Source organism: Thermobifida halotolerans (assembly GCF_003574835.2).
Classification (GTDB): domain Bacteria; phylum Actinomycetota; class Actinomycetes; order Streptosporangiales; family Streptosporangiaceae; genus Thermobifida; species Thermobifida halotolerans.
In genome coordinates this window covers 640,687-658,337 of sequence record NZ_CP063196.1, presented here as the reverse complement: position 1 = coordinate 658,337, position 17,651 = coordinate 640,687, and the positions used below count along the sequence as shown (strand labels likewise).

The following is a 17,651-nucleotide window of genomic DNA, read 5'->3' as shown; positions in this document are numbered from 1 at the left end:
GCTTATCGAGGCATCCATTCCAGGTAGAACAGGGCGATCGCGGCGGCCACGAACAGGCCCTGGATGATCCAGAAGCGGATCACGATGGTGGTCTCGGCCCACCCCTTGAGTTCGAAGTGGTGCTGCAGCGGAGCCATGCGGAACACCCGCTTGCCGGTGAGTCGGAACGAGCCGACCTGGATGATCACCGACGCGGTGATGAGGACGAACAGTCCGCCGATGACCAGCAGCAGCAACTGGGTGCGGGTGGTGATGGCCAGACCGACCAGCAGGCCGCCCAGCGCCAGGGAGCCGGTGTCGCCCATGAAGATCTTGGCGGGGGGTGCGTTGAACCAGAGGAAGGCGATGCAGCCGCCCAGCGCCGCCGCGGCCACGACCGCCAGGTCCAGGGGGTCGCGCACGGTGTAGCAGTTGGGTTCGAGGGCGTTGACGCAGCTCTGCCGTAGCTGCCAGTTGCCGATGATGACGTAGGCGACCAGGGAGAGGATCGTCGCCCCGGTGGCCAGGCCGTCGAGGCCGTCGGTGAGGTTGACCGCGTTGGATGTGGCCACGATCAGCAGCAGCGCCCAGATCACGAACAGCCACACCGCCATGGGCGGGCCGAAGTCGCGCAGCAGCGACAGGTGGGTGGAGCCGGGCGTGTAGGTGTAGGAGTTGGGGAACATGGTGACGCCGACGGCGAACCCGACACCCACGATGACCTGGCCGAGCATCTTGGCTCCGCTGCGCAGGCCCAGGCTGCGGCGCTTGTAGATCTTGATGAAGTCGTCGAGGAAGCCGACGCAGCCCAGCCCGACGAACAGGAAGAGCACCAGCACGCCCGAGACGGTCGGGGGGGTCATCGTCACCCCGTGCGCGCCGAAGTAGCCGATGACCGCGCCCAGGATGATGACGATACCGCCCATGGTGGGCGTGCCCTGCTTGGTCTTGTGGCCCTGGGGGCCGTCGTCGCGGATCTCCTGTCCGAACTTGAACCGGTACAGAATCTTGATCAGCGGTGGCATGAGGATGAAGGACACCAGCAGGGACAGCCCCGCGGCGGCGATGATGCCGGTCATTCGGCGGCCTCCACGGTCAGCTGCTCGGCTACCTTCTCCAGCCCGGCCACTCGTGATCCCTTCAACATGACGATGTCCTTGGGTCTCAGGCGCTCCCTGAGCACCGCGACCGCTTCCGCGACATCGGCGACCCTCAGGGTCTCGCCCGGCCAGTCGGCGACGGCCGCGGCTCCGTCCGCGATGCCCGCCGCCTGCTCGCCGACGACAACGAGGACGTCCACCCCGCTCTCGGTCACGAGTCGTCCGATGCGCTCGTGCTCGGCCCGGTGGGACGGGCCGAGCTCGGCCATGTGGCCCAGCACCGCGAAGGCGCGGCGCTCGGAGGCCAGCGTGGCCAGCGTACGCAGTGCCGCGCCCATGGATTCGGGGTTGGCGTTGTAGGCGTCGTTGACGACGGTCACCCCGTCCGCCCGTTCGGTGACCTCCATGCGCCAGCGGCTCACGGAGCCCGCCTCGCCCAGGGCCGTGGCGATGTCGGCGACGCCCGTTCCCAGTTCGTGCAGCACCGCGGCGACGGCCAGGGCGTTGTGCACCTGGTGGATACCGATCAGCCGCAGTTGCACCCGGGCCGTGGCGCCGCCGATGGCGAGGGTGAAGCGGGCACGTCCCGTGTCGTCCAGGTCGACCTGCTCGGCCCGCACGTCGGCGGTGTCGGCCAGGCCGTAGCTGACCACCCGGGCCGAGGTGCGCGCGGCCATGCCGATCACCGCGTCGTCGTCGGCGTTGAGGACCGCCACGCCGCCCCGGTCGGCGTCGGGCAGCGCCTCGACGAGTTCGCCCTTGGCCCGGGCGATGGTCGCGCGGTCGCCGAACTCGCCCATGTGGGCGCTGCCGACGTTGAGCACGACGCCGATGCGCGGCGGCGCCACCCGGCACAGGTGCGCGATGTGTCCCAGACCGCGGGCGGCGACCTCCAGCGCGATGAAGCGGGTGGTCTCGTCCGCGCGCAGGACGGTCAGCGGATGGCCGAGTTCGTTGTTGAACGATCCGGGCGGGGCGATCGTGGGGCCGATCCGGGACAGCACCTGGGCCAGCAGGTCCTTGGTGGTGGTCTTCCCGGACGAGCCGGTGACCCCGATGACGTCGGCGTCGGGCAGTTCGTCCACGACCGCGCGGGCCAGCCGCGCCAGGGCCGCCACGACCTCGTCGTCGCCGCCGTCGACCAGCAGCTGGGGCGCGTCCACCGGCCGGGAGCCCAGCACGGCCGTCGCCCCGGCACTGACCGCGGCGTCGGCGAAGTCGTGGCCGTCGACCCGTTCGCCGCCGAGGGCGACGAACAGCGAACCGGGGACCGCCTGGCGTGAGTCGATGACCACCGGACCGTTGACGATGTCCGTGGGCTGCGCCGATCCGCGTATTCGGGATCGGGTGATCTCGGCGATCCGATCGAGCGTCAGCGCGATCAAATCCACTCCTCATGTCGGGCCCGGTCCACCACGCTCGAAGCGCCGTAATGACAGTGAACAGCGTGCGAGAACGGGGATGCTGTACAAAAGCCGCGAAGCGGCGTGCGGACGCCACGGTGCCGGGCTGCGATTGCCGCACCTAACCTTAGAACAAGATCGACGGACCGGGTTGCGCCCGAACTGGAATGTGGCACGAGTGAGACCCGTCCCGGCCGCCTCCGCGCCCGCCGCGACCTTGCGTGACCTCGGTGTTCCGCGCGGCCACGGACCGACCGCGCGGACCGCGGCGGGTCAGCCCTCCCCGCCGACCCGCCAGCGCAGCGCGTCCCGCAGCACCGCGCGGTCGTCGAAGGGCAGCACCCGGTCGCCCACGTACTGGCCGCGCTCGTGGCCTTTACCGGCCACGACGACGACGTCACCGGGTTTGGCGCGCTCCACCGCCATCTCGATCGCGGTGTGCCGGTCGGGTTCGACCGTGATGCGGGCGCGCTGCTCGACGGGGACCTTGGCCACGCCTTCGAGCATGCTGGTGATGATCGTGACCGGGTCCTCGCTGCGGGGGTTGTCGTCGGTGAGGATGACCGCGTCGGCGAGGCGGGCGGCGGCCTCGCCCATGAGGGGACGTTTTCCCCGGTCGCGGTCGCCGCCGCAGCCCACGACGATGGTGAGTCTGCCGTCGGTGACCGACCGCAGCGAGGTGAGGACCGCCTCGATCGCGCCGGGCTTGTGCGAGTAGTCGACGATGGCGGTGAAGTTCTGCCCCTCGTCGATCCGCTCCATCCGGCCGGGCACGCCCCGGGCCGCCGCCACCCCGTCCAGGGCGGTGGGCATCGGGACGCCCGCCTCGATGAGGGCGACGATCGCGGCCATGGCGTTGGAGACGTTGAAGGGTCCGGGCAGCCGCACCGAGGCCTCCATCTCCATCCCGCCGGGGCCGACCACCCGGAACCGGCTGCCCTCCGGTTCGAGCACGACGTCGGAGGCGTACCAGTCCGCCTCCGTGTCGCTCTCGGCGGAGAACGTGGTGACCGGGATCGCGCCCCGCTCGGTGACCGTCTCGACGAGCGCCCGCCCGAACCTGTCGTCCCGGTTGACCACGGCGACCCTGGCGAACTCGGGGGTGAACAGCCGTGCCTTGGTGTCGAAGTAGTCGCGCAGGTCCGCGTGGAAGTCCAGGTGGTCCTGGGAGAGGTTGGTGAACACCGCGACGTCGTAGCGCACGCCGTCGACCCGGCCCAGGGCCAGGGCGTGGCTGGAGACCTCCATGGCGACGCCGTCGACCTCGCGCTCCCGCATGAGGGCGAACAGCCCGTGCAGGTCGGTGGCCTCGGGGGTGGTGAGGGAGGAGTCGACCCGTTCGTCGTCCACCCGCATCTCCACGGTGCCCACCAGTCCGGTGCGCATTCCCGCCGCGCGCAGTCCCGACTCCACCAGGTAGCTGACCGTGGTCTTGCCGCTGGTCCCGGTGGTGCCGACCAGCAGCAGTTCGCCGGAGGGGTTCCCGTAGATCCAGGCGGCGGCGTCGCCGAGCACGGCGCGCGGGTCGGGGACGGTGATGACCGGCAGTCGGGTGGCCGCGGCGCGGTCGTACCCGGCCGGGTCGGTGAGCACGGCCGCGGCTCCCGCCTTGGCGGCCTGCTCGGCGAACTTGGCGCCGTGGACGCGCCGTCCCGGCAGCGCCGCGTACAGGTCTCCGGGGCGCACCGCGCGGGAGTCGTGCGTGATGCCGGTGACGACGACGGCGTCGAGGTCGCGGGCCTGTTCGGGATCGGGGCCCCCGGGGACCGGCACGGTTCCCAGCGGAGGTTCGGCGGGGTCGACGCACGTGACGAAGGCGTCCGGCCCCAACAGCGGGACGAGCTCGGACAACGGACGTGGCTGGACGTGTTCGGGTCGCATTACGGGTGACACCTCGTGAGGTTATCGGTTCGCCGACGGTGGAGGTCAATTCCACGCGGAGACGGTCAAGCCGATTCGCGCCCGTCCACTCGGGCCGCTGCGGAGCGGTGGTGCGGTCGGCTCCGGGCGGGCGGTGGCTCTGGACGCTGACGGATGTCCGAAAGCATCGGCCACCGCGGCGCCGGGTGGCAAGAGCATCCGACCGGTGTGTCCGGTTTCGCTCCGCCGCCGCGGGGGTTCACTCCTCCATGCGCAGTTTCGGCGCCTCGGTGCCGGTCGGCGGCACCTGCATCGTCTTGAGCGCGAAGGACATCACGTCGGTGAAGACGGGGGTGGCCGCCTCGCCGCCGTAGTACTCTTCCTGCGGATTGTGCAGCACCACGAGGACGACCAGTTCGGGATCGTCGACCGGGGCGATGCCGACGAAGGAGCTGACGTAGCCGCCGCCCTGGTAGGTGCCCGTCTCCGGGTTGATGCGGTTGGCGGTGCCGGTCTTGCCGCCGATCCGGTAGCCGTCGATGCGGGCCTGCCGGGCGGTGCCCATCTCCCCGGTGGTGCCCTCGAGCATCAGCCTGAGGTCGGCGGCGGTGTCCGCGCTGATCACCCGTTCGCTCTCGGGCTCGGGCGCGGCGGTGAACTCGCCGTCGGGGTCCACCGTTCCGGCCACGAGGGTGGGCTCCACCCTGATCCCGTCGTTGGCGACGATGGCGTAGACGCCGGCCAGTTGCACGGCGTTGACCGAGACGCTGTGCCCGAAGGAGATGGACGGAAGGTCGGTGCCCGACCAGTGCTGCGGATCGGTGAGGATCCCCGCGTTCTCGCCCGGCAGGTCCAGGCCCGTGGGCTGGCCGAAGCCGAACCGGCGCAGGTACTCGTACATCTTCTCCGCGCCCAACTCCTCGGCGATCTGGATGGCCCCGACGTTGCTGGAGGTGGCCATGATCCCGTTGACGGTGAGGCGCTGGGTCGGGTGCGGGTGGGAGTCGCGGAACTCCAGGTCGTGGCGGCGGATGGAGTCGGGGACCGTGTAGACGGTGTCGGGGGTGGTCACCCCCTCCTCCAGGGCCGCGGCGACGGTGATGGCCTTGTTGGTGCTGCCCGGCTCGAACGCGTCGGCGACCGCGCCGTTGCGGCGCTGCTCGGCGGTCGCGGAGGCGAAGTCGTTCGGATCGTAGGTGGGGTAGTTCGCCATCGCCTTGATCTGGCCGTCGCGGGTCATCACGACCACGTTCCCGGCCTCGGCGCCCAGTTCCTCAGCGCGTTCGGCGAGGGCCTGCTGGGCGTACCACTGCAGGTCCATGTCCAGGGTGAGCCGGACCGTCCGGCCGGGAACCGGTTCCTTGACCAGTCCGCCCGCCATCGGGATCTGGGTGCCGTCGCTGCCCACCTCGACCTGCTGCTGCCCGGCCTCTCCGGCGAGGGTCGAGTCCAGCACGGCCTCCAGGCCCTCCAGTCCGTACCCCTCGGTCCCGACGAAGCCGACCAGGTTGGCCGCGCCCGTCTGCTCGGGGTAGACCCGCTTGTAGGCGCGTTCGGCGGAGACGCCGTGCAGACCGAGGGCGTCGAGCTCCTCCCACTCCTCGACGGAGACGCCGCGCTGGACGACCTCGTAGCGGCTCGGCTGGCCGTCGACCCGGGCGTCGAGCCGGGCGGCGACCTCCTCGGCGCTCAGGTCGAACCGCTGGGACAGCTCCCTGACGACCTCGTCCCTCTGGTCGGCACGCACCTCCGCCGGGTCGACGAAGACGGTGCGGACCTCCACCGACATGGCGAAGGGCCGCCCCGACGCGTCGGTGATGTCACCGCGGACGGTGGGGATCTCGATGGTGGCCAGCCGCAGGTTCGCCGCGGCCTCGGCGTAGTCGTCGGCGTCGATGCCCTGGATCTGCACCAGCCGCACCGCGAAGAGGAGCAGGACGACCCCGAGGATGGCCCCCATGATCCTGATGCGCGGCTGGGGCGCCCTGCGGCGGAACGGGCGGCGCAGTGGCGCGGCGCCCCCGCCGCGCGGGCGCCGCGCGGGCGCCGCGCCGGCGGCGGGTCTCGGGGCGGTGCGCCGCCGTGCGGCCTCCGCGGAGCGCGGTCCGGGCCGGCGTCGGCTGCGCGCCGATGACGACGGCCGACGCGGGTCCTTGGGACTGCGGTCACGCGGTGTGCTCAACGGTGGACGTTCCCCCCTGTTCGGCGCCTCCCACCGGCGGCGCGGATCGGTGTCTGCCGGTCATTCACCCTTCCGGGTCGGCTCCGCCCCGGTGACCTCCCCGGTCTCCAGGTCGAGGAACCGGGGCTCCTCCCCCGGCCGCATACCCAGTTCCTCGGCGGCCTCGGCGATCGCCTCGGGCGACTCGGCCTCCATGACCTTCTCCCGCAGCGCCTGCTCCTGCTGGCCGAGTTCGCGGTTCTCCCGCTGCAGGGTCGCGATCTCGAAGGTGTCCTCGGCGAGGACGGCGTGCAGCATCAGCAGGGTGACCAGCGCCCCGCCGAGCAGTCCCAGGACGAGCAGCACGAACGGCATGCGCGGGGCGGGGCTGTGCGGCCGTGCGCCGCGCGTGCCGCCGGCCGCCGCCGTGCCGCGTCCGACACGCGGTCGGGACGGCGTCGTGCGGGACCGGCTCCGTGTGCTCGGGGCGTGTTCTTCGGTGTGGGTCTTCACGGTGTTCTCCCGGACGAGGTCGACGGCTCCCGGTCCGGACCGGGAGCGCGTGGATGCTGTCGTTCGGGGCCGACGGTCACGGCTCCCGTGTCCTTTCGGCGGCCCGCAGCCGGGCCGACGCCGCGCGGGGGTTGCGTTCGGTCTCCCGCTCCGGGGGGACCTCGGCGCCTCGGGTGAGCAGGCGCAGTTCCGGCTGCCGGTCCGGCAGGGGCACCGGCAGTCCGGGCGGGGTGGTGTCGGTGCTCAGCGCGGCCAGGACGCGTTTGGTGATGCGGTCCTCCAGGGAGTGGTAGGACAGCACCGCGATGCGCCCTCCCACCGCGAGGCGGGAGATCGCCGCGGGCAGGGCGCGCTCCAGGATGGCGAGCTCGGAGTTGACCTCGATGCGCAGCGCCTGGAAGGTCCGCTTGGCCGGGTTGCCCCCGGTGCGGCGGGCCGCCGCGGGGATGGCGTCGCGCACCAGGTCGGCCAGGACTCCGGTGGTCCGCACGGGCTCCTTGGCGCGCCGCCGCACGATGGCCTGGGCCACCCGGGCGGCGAAGCGCTCCTCGCCGTAGACCCTGAGGACGCGGGTGAGCTCTCCGGCGGAGTAGGTGTTGACGACGTGGGCCGCGGTGCGTTCCTGGGTGCGGTCCATGCGCATGTCCAGGGGCGCGTCGTAGGAGTAGGCGAAGCCGCGGTCGGCCTCGTCCAGTTGGGGGGAGGACACGCCCAGGTCGAGGAGGATGCCGTGGACCCGGTCGATGCCGAGGTCGTCCAGGACGCGGGGAATGTCGGAGTAGACGGCGTGCGCCAGACTGACGCGGTCGCCGAAGCGGGCCAGCCGGTGGCGGCTGCGTTCCAGCGCGGTGGTGTCGCGGTCCACGCCCACCAGGCGGGTCCCGGGATGGGCGGCGAGCAGCGCCTCGGAGTGGCCGCCGAGGCCGAGTGTGCCGTCCACGACGACCGAGCCGGGTTCGCGCAGAGCCGGTGCGAGCAGGTCGAGGACCCGCTCCAGCATGACCGGCACGTGCGCCGGTTCGGGAGTGTCCCGGTGTCTCTGCTCGTCGTCGTTTCCCACTGGCGCGTCCGCCCCCCTGTTGTCGCGTCCCCGTTCCCCCGTGGCCGTCGCGCCCGGCCCGGGGACGGCCGGGCCTCCAGACGCGCCCGACGGGCGCGGCCGCCGTTCGGCCCGCTCGAATCATCTGGCACCGGGGAAGATGCGCCAGCTGAGACCTGACCGGCCGCGTCTGAAGGCCTGAATCCGACAGGGATCGACGGTCGTGACCCCGATGCGGCTCGCAGCACCGGTTCCCGGTGCGACGCGGCGGTTCCGCGGGATCACAGCACCCCCGGCAACACCTCCTCCGCCAGTTCCGCGAATACCTGCTCCTGCTCGGCCTCGTAGTCGGCCCAGGTCTGGGCGTCCCAGATCTCCAGGCGCGTGTTCGCCCCGATGACCACGCAGTCCCGGTCGAGCCCCGCGTAGGCGCGCAGGCTCGCCGGTATGGTCACCCGGCCCTGCCGGTCGGGAAGCTCGTCGGAGGCGCTGGCGAAGAAGACGCGGCTGTAGTCGCGCACCGCCTTGGCGGTGACCGGCGCCGAGCGGAGGACCTGGGTGATGCGCTCGAACTCGCGCAGCGGAAAGACGTAGAGGCAGCGCTCCTGGCCTTTCGTGATCACCAGTCCTCCCGCCAGTTCGTCGCGGTATTTCGCCGGAAGGAACATGCGCCCCTTCTCGTCGAGACGTGGCGCGTGGGTGCCGAGGAACATCGTCCGACTCCCACCTCCCAGGTCACCCGCGAAACAGGCGGCGCTCTCCTCCACTCGGCTCCACTGTACTCCACTCTCCTCCACCGTCAACAGACAAAGCCGCCGCACAGCCCCTGCCGCATCGGCGAAATCGCAGTTCAGCGGGGGTGGAGCGGGCCACCGCGCGCGGTGCCGCGGCATCACGCTCCGTGTCCGCCCTCCTGGCGCCCGGAACCGCCGGGGGCGCTCCGGTGCCCCCGTGGCAGCCCCCCGGAACGCCTCCCGCGACCCCGGCCCCCCGGTACCGACCGCCGCTTCCCTGTGACCCAGACCGCCTCGGCGCCCTGCTCGGCCGGGATGACCTGGGAACTTCCGCTCCGCGACCGCTCGGCGTCGGTTTGCAAAGCCCCGCTTTGGGCCTAGCCTCGTGATGAACCAGCCACGGCATGTTGAGGGGGACACGTGTCGCTCGACACTCGGGTGAACGGCGCCGCCGACCAACCCTCGGGCGTCGGCGGCCCACTGGCCCCGGCCCACCGGATACGGTCGGCGATCGAGACCGTGATCGCCGGCAAGCCCGAAGTCGTCCGAATCGCGCTGACGGTCCTGCTCGCCGAGGGGCACCTGCTGATCGAGGACGTTCCCGGCGTGGGCAAGACCATGCTGGCCAAGGCTCTGGGGCGGGCCGTCGACTGCGTGGTGAGCCGAGTCCAGTTCACCCCCGACCTGCTCCCCAGCGACATCACCGGCGTCAGCGTCTACCACCAGCAGCGCCGCGAGTTCGAGTTCCGCCCCGGGCCGGTGTTCGCCAACATCGTGCTGGGCGACGAGATCAACCGGGCCTCCCCCAAGACGCAGTCCGCGCTGCTGGAGTGCATGGAGGAGGGGCAGGTCAGCGTCGACGGCGTCACCCGGCGCCTGAACCGGCCCTTCATGGTGATCGCCACCCAGAACCCCGTCGACATGGAGGCGGAGGGGACCTATCCGCTACCCGAGGCCCAACGGGACCGGTTCATGGCGCGCGTCTCCGTGGGCTATCCCGACCCCCGCACCGAGCTCGGCATGATCGACGCGCACTCGGCGCACTCCCCGCTGGACCGGCTCACCCCGGTGACCACCGTCCACGAGGTCGCCACGATGACCGAGCGGGTCCGCGGGATCTACGTCTCCCCCGTGGTCAAGCGCTACTCCCTGGACCTGGTCTCGGCCACGCGGGTCTCCCCCTCCCTGGCGCTGGGCGCCTCCCCGCGGGCCACCCTGCACCTGGTGCGCGCGGCACGCGCCTACGCCGCCCTCGACGGCCGCGACCACGTCCTGCCCGACGACGTCCAGGCGCTGGCCGTCCCGGTGCTGGCGCACCGCCTGCTGCCCAGCGTCGAAGCCCAGCAGCGCCACCGGTCCCCCGCGGACGTGGTCGGCGAACTGGTGGCCCGGGTCCCCATTCCCGCGCGCGGCTAGCGACCGAAGCGAGAAGGCGCGAAGATGAACGTGCTGCGGTCCCTCACCCCGCGCGGACGGATCTTTTTGGGTGTGGGAGCGGTGATCACCGTCGGCGCGCTGGCGCTCGGGGAACGCGACCTGCTGCGGATCGCGGTCCTCGTGGCCGCGGTCCCGCCGGTCGGCGTCCTGCTGCTGCTGTTGACGCCCCGGAAGGTGGACCACACGCGCGAACTGTCCGCGCGGCGCGTCCCCGCGGGGACCGACTGCCGGGTGGCGCTCACCCTGACCAACCCGTCGTGGTCGCTGCCGGTCGGACCGCTCCTGGCCGAGGACCGGCTGCCGTTCGCGCTCGGCGTCCCGCCCCGGTTCAACCTCGGCGTGCTGCGGCCCGGTGAGCGGCGGACGTTCTCCTACCGGCTGCGCTCGCACGCGCGCGGCCGCTACCCGATCGGCCCGCTCGTGGTGGGCTTCGTCGACCCGCTGGGCTGCGCGCGGCTGGAACGCCCGATCGGAACCGAGGCGTCGCTGCTGGTGCTCCCCCCGGTCATGGAACTGCCCGCCGCCGCGCGGACCGGCGCGGCGACGGGCGGTCCGCGTCCCGTCCGCGCTCCGGCCGGAACCGACGACGACACGACACCGCGCCCCTACCGGAGCGGCGACGACCTGCGCCGGGTGCACTGGCGCTCCACCGCTCGGCGCGGCCGCCTCATGGTGCGCGGCGAGGAGCAGCGGCGGCTGGACGCCAGCGTCGTCCTGGTGGACCTGCGTTCGACGGCGCACACCGGCGCTCGGACAGCGTCGTCCCTGGAGGGCGCGGTCACGGTGGCCGCGTCGATCGCCGTCCACCTGGCCGACCGGGGGCATCGGCTGCGTCTGCTGGGGGACGGCGTCGTACTGGACGGGACCCGCCGCCGCGACGCGGTCCTGGACGCGCTGGCCCTGGCCGCCTCCTCCGAGGCGCCCTCTCTCCGAGCGGGCATCACCCGACTGGCGGGGGCCTCGGTGAGCGGCCGGGGGATGGCCGTGGCGGTGGTGGGGGCGCTCGCCGCCGACGAGGTGGCCGCCCTGGCCGCGTGCCGCCCCGGCCGGTCGGACGGGCGGGTCGCGGTCCTGGTCCCGCGGGCCGCGTGGCCGGAGGAGGCGCGTGTCCGGGCGGCGCGGGAGCTGACCGAGGCCGGATGGCGGGTGCTGTGCCCCGAGCACACCGGTCAGCTACCCGAACTGTGGGGCGGATCGGGGGCGGCACGGTGAGATCCTCGACGGACGCGCTCGCCCGCACCCTGCTCTCGCTGGCCACCGCGGTCCACGCGCTGTGCGCGCTGCCCCTGCTCGGCCCGGTGTTCGGTGACGCCGAATGGTGGACGGGACCGGTCACGGCGGTCGCCGCCATCGCCGCCGTGGGCGCGGCGGCGCAGTGGACGCGTGTCCCCGCGACGGTGACGTCCGTCCTGCAACTGGTCGCGCTGGTGATGGCGGTGACCGGCCGCTACGCACCCGACGCCGCGCTGCTGCGGACCGTTCCCACTCCGGCGGCGGTGGCGCGACTGGTCGACCTGCTCTTCGCGGGCGTGTCCGACATCCGGACCAACGTCATACCGGTCCCCGCCACCGACGGAATCGTCCTGCTGGTGACGCTGCTGCTGGGTGTGCTCCTGGTCTCCGCGCACCTGATGGCGGTCACGCTGCGCGTGCCGGGGCTGGCCGGAGCCGCCCTGCTGTCCCTGGTCGCCGTTCCGCTGACGGTGCACCCCCGGGGGGTGGGAGGGGGCGCATTCGCCGTGGCCGCCGCGGGATTCCTGCTGCTGCTCGCCGTGGACTCCGCGGCCCGGACGGCGTCCTGGGGGGTGCGGGTCCCGCCGCGGGACCGCCGCGGCGGGCGCCGGTGGACGGCCGCCGCGTCGGCGCTGCGGGGACTCGGCGCGGTCGGGATCGCCGGAACGTCCGTGGTGCTGGCCCTGCTGGTGCCCGCGCTCGTCCCCACGATGACCAGCGACTCGGTGTTCTCCCTGGTCGGACAGTTGCGCGGGGACGGGCAGACCGTGACCACGGTGGACCCGCTGACCAGTCTGCGCGGCACTCTGACCTCGGGGGGCGACCGCCGGGTTCTGGAGTACCGCACCGCCGACCGCAGCCCCGAGTACCTGCGGACGCACGTGCTCGACGCCTTCGACGGCGAGAACTGGACGATGTCGCCGGTGCGGGCGGACGCGGGCGACCGGGTCGAGGGCCCGCTCCCCCGGGTGCCGGGCTTCGCCGGCGAGGCCGCCCCGGGCACGGTGACCACGGACGTCACCGTGTCCGCCGACGCGCGGGGGATGGACTTCCTCCCGCTGCCCTATCCCAGCAGCACGGTGCGGGTGGCCGGGGAGTGGTACGTGGACCCCGACACGCTCATGGTGTTCTCCCCCCACGGGGAGGCGGCCGGGCTCACCTACCGGGTGACCAGCGGCTTCCCCGAGCCCCGGGAGGAGGACCTGCGTGCGGCCGCCCCCTCGGCCCCCGGGATCGACCGGCGCTACCTGGCCCCGCCCTCCCTCTCCGAGGAGGTGACACGGCTGGTCGAGCAGGTCGTCGCCGACGCCGACACCTCCTTCGACCGGGCGGTCGCCCTCCAGGACTGGTTCACCGGCGGCGGCTTCGACTACGACCTGAACCCGCCGCGGGTGCCCGGGGGCACCGACCCGCTCGCCCACTTCCTGCTGCAGAGCCGGACCGGTTACTGCCAGCACTTCGCCTCGGCCATGGCGGCCACGGCCCGGCACCTCGGCATCCCCGCACGGGTCGCGGTGGGCTACACCCCCGGCGAGCACGTCGGCTCCGACCGCTGGGTGGTGCGGGAGAGCGACGCCCACGCCTGGCCGGAGCTGTACTTCGAGGGGTACGGCTGGCTGCGTTTCGAGCCGACCCCCGGGGAGGGGCAGCCGACCGCCGCGGTCCCCGACTACGCCACGCCCGGTCCCGCGGAGCCGACCGCCGCGGACGCGGACGGCGCCGAGGAGTCCGTGGAGTCCGCCGCTCCGGAGTCGGCGCCTCCCGACGAGGGGGCCGCCGCCGAGCAGAACCCGGCTCCCGAGGAGCGCCCCACTGCCGACGGCCCCGCCGGGGACGGCGTCCCGGGAGCGGTCGCGGCGGTCTCGGCGCTCACCGTCCTGTCGGCCGTGCCCGCGCTGCTGCGGCACCTGGTGCGCGGACTGCGGTGGCGGCGGGCCCGCGACGCGGCCTCCCTGGCCCGCTCCGCGTGGCTGGAGCTCCGTGACGACCTGCTGGACCTGGGGCGGCCGTGGAACCCGGCGCACAGTCCGCGCGCCGTGGAACGCGCCCTGGTCGAGGACGGCCGACTGGACGCGGACGCGCGTGCGGCACTGCACCGCGTCGTGGCGGCCGTGGAGGCCGTCCACTACGCCCCCGGACCGTTCACCGTCCCCCACCTGGCCGGTGACAGCCGCACCGTGCGGCGGGCCCTGACCGCGGCGTCCCCGCCGCTGTCCCGTGTGCTGGCGCTGCTGCTGCCCCGGTCACTGTGGTGGGCCGCGCGGACGGCGGAGCCGCGCCGCGTCAGGCGGCCCTGACAGCCGCGCGGACCCCGAGAACGCGTGCGGGCCACGGTCGCTACCGTGGCCCGCACGCGTGACGAGGGAATCAGCAAGTCCACCCGACGTCGGATCGAATCGCGGCTACTGATCGCCTTCCTGACGGCGACGCCAGCGCTCCTCGAACCGGTCCATCACTCCGGGGCGCTGCCTACGCTGCTTCGACCCCTTGTCGGCCTTGACGGAGCCGCCACCGGCGGCGCGCCGCCACCCGGACAACCCCCACAGCGCACACACCAGCATGATGATGAAACCGACGACGCTGACCAGCACCGTCTGGAAGACCATGCCTCCCAGGAGAAGGCCGATGCCGACCACGAAACCGATCGACGCCTTGACGAGCCGGCGCTTGTAGTGGACCTGCGGGTTCGTCTGCCGGACGGTGTTGGCGAACTTCGGGTCCTCCGCATACAGCGCCCGCTCGATCTGTTCGAGCATGCGCTGCTCGTGTTCAGAGAGCGGCACGGCGCCTCCCAAAAGCAGTCCCCGGGTGGGGCAACGGGTGCTGAACAACAATCTGATGGCCAGTGATATGCCCAGAATACGGGGACTTAGCGCCCTGTGAAAAGAAAAGATGGGCGCACGGGTCCCTCCCGTCGACCACACTACCCTCGACCTGGCTGGCTCTCACCGGCCCGCCCCTCTCTCCCCTCGTTCCGGGGAATCGTGTCCCTGGCACGGTCTGTCTCGGCCGTCCTCATCCCGTGCAACGCACACGGAACGGGAAAGATGCCGAATCATACGTCATCTTCGTCACGGAAGGCCAACGACGCCGGTCCGAGTGCTCCGCTGCCGAAGCGCCGGACCACCTCGTCCTGGAGTCTCTCGACCGTCCGCCACTCCTGTTCGTGCTCGTCCAGCGCCAACTGGTGGTGGACCTGGTCCGCGGGGACCAGTCCCTCCATTCTGATACCCACCAGACGCAGCGGGGTTCCCGGTAGTCCGGACGCCGCGTAGAGCTCCCTGGCCACCGCGAAGATCTCCCGGGCCACGTCGGTGGGCTCGGACAGGGTGCGGGACCGGGTGACGGTGCCGAAGTCGGAGCGGCGCAGCTTGACCCCCACCGTACGTCCGGCGTGTCCGCCCGCGCGCAGCCGGCGCGCGACCTTCTCGGCCAGCCGCAGCAGCTCCCGGCGGATCGCCTCGGGATCGCGGATGTCGGTGTCGAAGGTCTCCTCCGTGCTGACGCTCTTGTCGGTGGTCTCGGCGGTGACGGGACGCGGATCACGTCCCCACGCCAGTTCGGCGAGCTGGCCGCCCAGCGCCTGGCCCAGTTCGTGGCGGAGCGTGTCGGGCGGGGTGTGCGCGACGTCGCCGACGGTGCGCAGTCCCATGCGTCTGAGGGCCTGCTCGGTGCGGTCGCCCACCCCCCACAGCGCGCCGACCGGCAGCGGGTGCAGGAACGCGGTGACGTGCGCGGTGGGGACCAGCAGCAGGCCGTCGGGTTTGCAGCGGGTGGAGGCGAGTTTGGCGACGAACTTGGTGGCCGCCACCCCGACCGAGCAGGTGAGCCCCTCCTCGGCGCGGACTCTCGCGCGGACGAGCCGGGCGATGTGTTCCGGACCGCCGCCCAGCCGACGGTGCGCCCCCGCCACGTCCAGGAACGCCTCGTCGACCGAGAGCCGCTCCACCTGGGGCGTGATCGACCGCAGGATGTCCATGACCCGGGCGGAGACCCGCCGGTAGGTCTCGCCGTCGGGCGGGAAGACGACCGCGCCGGGGCACAGCCGCAACGCCCGCGCCATGGGCATCGCCGAGTGCACGCCGTGGCGCCGGGCCGGATAGTTGGCCGCGGCGACCACACCGCGCGCCCCGGTGCCGCCCACGATCACCGGACGCCCCCGCACCTCGGGGCGGCGCAGCTCCTCGACGCTGGTGAAGAAGGCGTCCATGTCGATGTGCAGCACGGTGCAGTCGGCGTCGTCGACGGGCTGCCCGGTCAGGGGGGCGATGCCGTGCTCGGTCATCACACCGCGCATGGGCTCGCCGCGTTCGAGTTGCCGCCGACTCACCGGTCCACCCCCGATCCCCCTGGCGCACCGCGCCCTCCGGGTGCTGTTCTACCAGGAGCCGCCGACAGCGCCGCGCGGGGCGGGGTCAGGAGGGGCGCCGCGCCAGCAGGTGCAGTTGGGTGGCGACGCCCGACAGTTCCGTGTGCGCCGACGCCGCCTTCTCCAGGGCCACCAGGACGTCGGGGGTCTGCGGGTCCTCGAACACCCGGCCGGGCAGCAGGTCGCCCAGCACCCGCACCCCGCGCAGCTCGGTCCGGGCGAGTCCCGCCTCCCGGGCCAGGGCGGTGAGCCGTGCGACGGTGAAGCGGCGCGGCATCGGATCGTTCGGCCCCCACCGGCCCTCGGGCGACTCCAGCAGCGCCAACGCGTCGGCGAGGTGCCCGGCCAGTGACCGGTGCAGCACCGCCGCCACGGCGTTGGCCGCCATGACGCTGACCACTCCCCCGGGGCGGGTGGCGGAGACGACGTCACGCAGCGCGACCAGCGGGTCGTCCACGTACTCCAGGACGTTGTGGACGAGAACCAGGTGGGCGTGGGACTCGGGCAGCAGGTCGCGCAGGTCCCGGGTGTCGCCCTGGACCGCGCGCACCCGCACCCCGGCCTCGGCCGCGCGGCGCTCCAGCGCCGCCAGGGAGTCGGGGTTGGGGTCGACAACCGTCACGTGGTGGCCGAGACCGGCGAGAGGAACAGCGGCGCCACCGGTGCCGCCGCCCGCGTCGACGATCTCCAGAGGGCCGTCGAACTCCTCGGCCGCACGCGCCAGTTCGGCGGTCAGTGCCTCCCAGACCACTGCGGTGCGCGCGGCACTGGCGGCACGCCGGGAGCCGACGGTGGAGGAGTCCACGATTCGAGTCCTTTCCCCGCCCCGCGCGTCGGGGCGACGCTACAGCGACAGCGAGGCCTTGTTCTCCATCAGCCGGGAGAGCAGGCCGTTGACGAAGACCGGCGACTCTTCGGTGGACAGCTCCTTGGCCATCGCCACCGCTTCCGCGATCGCCACCCCGTCGGGGATGTCCTCGGCCCACAGCAGTTCGTAGGCCCCGACCCGCAGGATGTTGCGGTCGACCACCGGCATGCGCTCCAGTGTCCAGCCGATGGCGTAGGCCCCCAGCAGTTCGTCGATCCGCCCGCGGTGCTCCTCCACCTCGCCGGCGAGCCGCTCGGTGAACTCGTTGATCGGCGGTTCGCTCTGCGCGCGACGGCGTCGGACCACCTCGGAGACGGGGACACCGCGGACCTCGGCCTCGTAGAGGACCTCGACCGCGCGCAGCCGGGCCTTGTGCCGTGACCCGCGCATCAGTTGGCGCGGCCCAGGTATTCGCCAGAACGGGTGTCGACCTTGACCCTGTCGCCGGTGGCCACGAACAGCGGCACCTGGATGACGGCGCCGGTCTCCAGCGTGGCGGGCTTGGTGCCGCCGGTGGAGCGGTCGCCCTGCAGGCCGGGGTCGGTCTGGGAGACGGTCAGCTCGACCGCGGCGGGCAGGTCGATGTAGAGCGGGGTGCCCTCGTTGATCGCGACGGTCACGATGGCGCTCTCCAGCAGGTAGTTGGCGTTGTCGCCGACGACCTCGCGGGGGACGTAGATCTGGTCGTAGGTCTGGGTGTCCATGAAGATGTAGGAGTCGCCGTCGTTGTAGAGGTACTGCATCTCGCGACGGTCGACGTTGGCGATCTCGACCTTGACGCCGGCGTTGAAGGTCTTGTCCACGACCTTGCCGGAGGTGACGTTCTTCAGCTTGGTGCGCACAAAAGCGCCGCCCTTGCCCGGCTTGACGTGCTGGAATTCAACGACGTTCCACAGCTCACCACCGTCGAGCCTGAGGGTCATGCCGTTCTTGAGGTCGTTCGTCGTCGCCACTT

At 72.6% G+C, this 17,651-nt stretch carries 15 protein-coding genes; 3 read left to right on the top strand and 12 right to left on the bottom strand.

Annotated features, from left to right (window positions below):
* Positions 1-2: 2 nt before the first annotated feature.
* The 7 genes from mraY to mraZ form a co-directional block, all read right to left on the bottom strand.
* Positions 3-1,058: a phospho-N-acetylmuramoyl-pentapeptide-transferase gene (mraY, locus tag NI17_RS02945; protein ID WP_068689624.1), complete on the bottom strand. Its 1,056-nt coding sequence runs from the start codon at positions 1,056-1,058 to the stop codon at positions 3-5.
* Positions 1,055-2,464: a UDP-N-acetylmuramoyl-tripeptide--D-alanyl-D-alanine ligase gene (locus NI17_RS02940; protein ID WP_068689625.1), complete on the bottom strand. Its 1,410-nt coding sequence runs from the start codon at positions 2,462-2,464 to the stop codon at positions 1,055-1,057. Before NI17_RS02940 ends, mraY begins: the two co-directional genes overlap by 4 nt.
* Before the next feature lie 291 nt (positions 2,465-2,755).
* Positions 2,756-4,363 (bottom strand): UDP-N-acetylmuramoyl-L-alanyl-D-glutamate--2,6-diaminopimelate ligase, encoded by a 1,608-nt coding sequence (locus tag NI17_RS02935; RefSeq protein ID WP_068689627.1) that lies wholly within the window; start codon positions 4,361-4,363, stop codon positions 2,756-2,758.
* Positions 4,364-4,601: 238 nt separating this feature from the next.
* On the bottom strand, positions 4,602-6,524 hold the full coding sequence (locus tag NI17_RS02930; RefSeq protein ID WP_068689629.1) for a peptidoglycan D,D-transpeptidase FtsI family protein: 1,923 nt from the start codon (positions 6,522-6,524) through the stop codon (positions 4,602-4,604).
* A 60-nt stretch (positions 6,525-6,584) separates the two neighbouring features.
* Positions 6,585-7,016, bottom strand: a complete 432-nt coding sequence (gene ftsL, locus NI17_RS02925; RefSeq protein WP_199859986.1) for a cell division protein FtsL — start codon at positions 7,014-7,016, stop codon at positions 6,585-6,587.
* Between the two features lie 76 nt (positions 7,017-7,092).
* Positions 7,093-8,076: a 16S rRNA (cytosine(1402)-N(4))-methyltransferase RsmH gene (rsmH, locus tag NI17_RS02920; RefSeq protein WP_279395511.1), complete on the bottom strand. Its 984-nt coding sequence runs from the start codon at positions 8,074-8,076 to the stop codon at positions 7,093-7,095.
* A gap of 260 nt (positions 8,077-8,336) precedes the next feature.
* Positions 8,337-8,768, bottom strand: a complete 432-nt coding sequence (gene mraZ, locus NI17_RS02915; RefSeq protein WP_068689631.1) for a division/cell wall cluster transcriptional repressor MraZ — start codon at positions 8,766-8,768, stop codon at positions 8,337-8,339.
* A gap of 441 nt (positions 8,769-9,209) precedes the next feature.
* On the opposite strand from mraZ, the gene NI17_RS02910 reads away from it, so the two are divergent.
* Genes NI17_RS02910 through NI17_RS02900 form a run of 3 tightly spaced genes read left to right on the top strand, consistent with a single transcriptional unit; the run spans position 9,210 to position 13,756 of the window.
* Positions 9,210-10,205, top strand: a complete 996-nt coding sequence (locus tag NI17_RS02910; protein ID WP_068689633.1) for an AAA family ATPase — start codon at positions 9,210-9,212, stop codon at positions 10,203-10,205.
* A gap of 24 nt (positions 10,206-10,229) precedes the next feature.
* Positions 10,230-11,438: a DUF58 domain-containing protein gene (locus NI17_RS02905; RefSeq protein ID WP_068689635.1), complete on the top strand. Its 1,209-nt coding sequence runs from the start codon at positions 10,230-10,232 to the stop codon at positions 11,436-11,438.
* On the top strand, positions 11,435-13,756 hold the full coding sequence (locus tag NI17_RS02900) for a transglutaminase TgpA family protein (protein WP_243597595.1): 2,322 nt from the start codon (positions 11,435-11,437) through the stop codon (positions 13,754-13,756). The genes NI17_RS02905 and NI17_RS02900 overlap by 4 nt, the downstream gene beginning before the upstream one ends.
* Positions 13,757-13,861: 105 nt before the next feature.
* On the opposite strand, the gene NI17_RS02895 is transcribed toward NI17_RS02900, so the two are convergent.
* The 5 genes from NI17_RS02895 to efp all read right to left on the bottom strand — a co-directional run bounded on the left by NI17_RS02895 (position 13,862) and on the right by efp (position 17,649).
* On the bottom strand, positions 13,862-14,242 hold the full coding sequence (locus NI17_RS02895; RefSeq protein ID WP_068689637.1) for a DUF3040 domain-containing protein: 381 nt from the start codon (positions 14,240-14,242) through the stop codon (positions 13,862-13,864).
* Positions 14,243-14,514: 272 nt separating this feature from the next.
* On the bottom strand, positions 14,515-15,756 hold the full coding sequence (locus tag NI17_RS02890; RefSeq protein WP_068689842.1) for a DNA polymerase IV: 1,242 nt from the start codon (positions 15,754-15,756) through the stop codon (positions 14,515-14,517).
* 118 nt (positions 15,757-15,874) lie between these two features.
* Positions 15,875-16,633 (bottom strand): class I SAM-dependent methyltransferase, encoded by a 759-nt coding sequence (locus tag NI17_RS02885; RefSeq protein WP_068689639.1) that lies wholly within the window; start codon positions 16,631-16,633, stop codon positions 15,875-15,877.
* A gap of 39 nt (positions 16,634-16,672) precedes the next feature.
* The gene (gene nusB, locus NI17_RS02880; RefSeq protein WP_068689641.1) at positions 16,673-17,086 is read right to left on the bottom strand and encodes a transcription antitermination factor NusB; all 414 of its coding nucleotides are present in this window, start codon (positions 17,084-17,086) and stop codon (positions 16,673-16,675) included.
* Positions 17,086-17,649, bottom strand: a complete 564-nt coding sequence (gene efp, locus NI17_RS02875) for an elongation factor P (protein ID WP_068689844.1) — start codon at positions 17,647-17,649, stop codon at positions 17,086-17,088. The genes nusB and efp overlap by 1 nt, the downstream gene beginning before the upstream one ends.
* Between the last annotated feature and the right edge of the window lie 2 nt (positions 17,650-17,651).

Excerpts from the sequence above, each read along its gene's own strand:
- NI17_RS02935 (WP_068689627.1), bottom strand. The coding sequence starts at position 4,363 with ATGCGACCCGAACACGTCCAGCCACGTCCGTTGTCCGAGCTCGTCCCG.
- mraY (WP_068689624.1), bottom strand. The coding sequence starts at position 1,058 with ATGACCGGCATCATCGCCGCCGCGGGGCTGTCCCTGCTGGTGTCCTTC.
- NI17_RS02905 (WP_068689635.1), top strand. The coding sequence starts at position 10,230 with ATGAACGTGCTGCGGTCCCTCACCCCGCGCGGACGGATCTTTTTGGGT.
- mraZ (WP_068689631.1), bottom strand. The coding sequence starts at position 8,768 with ATGTTCCTCGGCACCCACGCGCCACGTCTCGACGAGAAGGGGCGCATG.
- nusB (WP_068689641.1), bottom strand. The coding sequence starts at position 17,086 with ATGCGCGGGTCACGGCACAAGGCCCGGCTGCGCGCGGTCGAGGTCCTC.
- NI17_RS02890 (WP_068689842.1), bottom strand. The coding sequence starts at position 15,756 with ATGCGCGGTGTGATGACCGAGCACGGCATCGCCCCCCTGACCGGGCAG.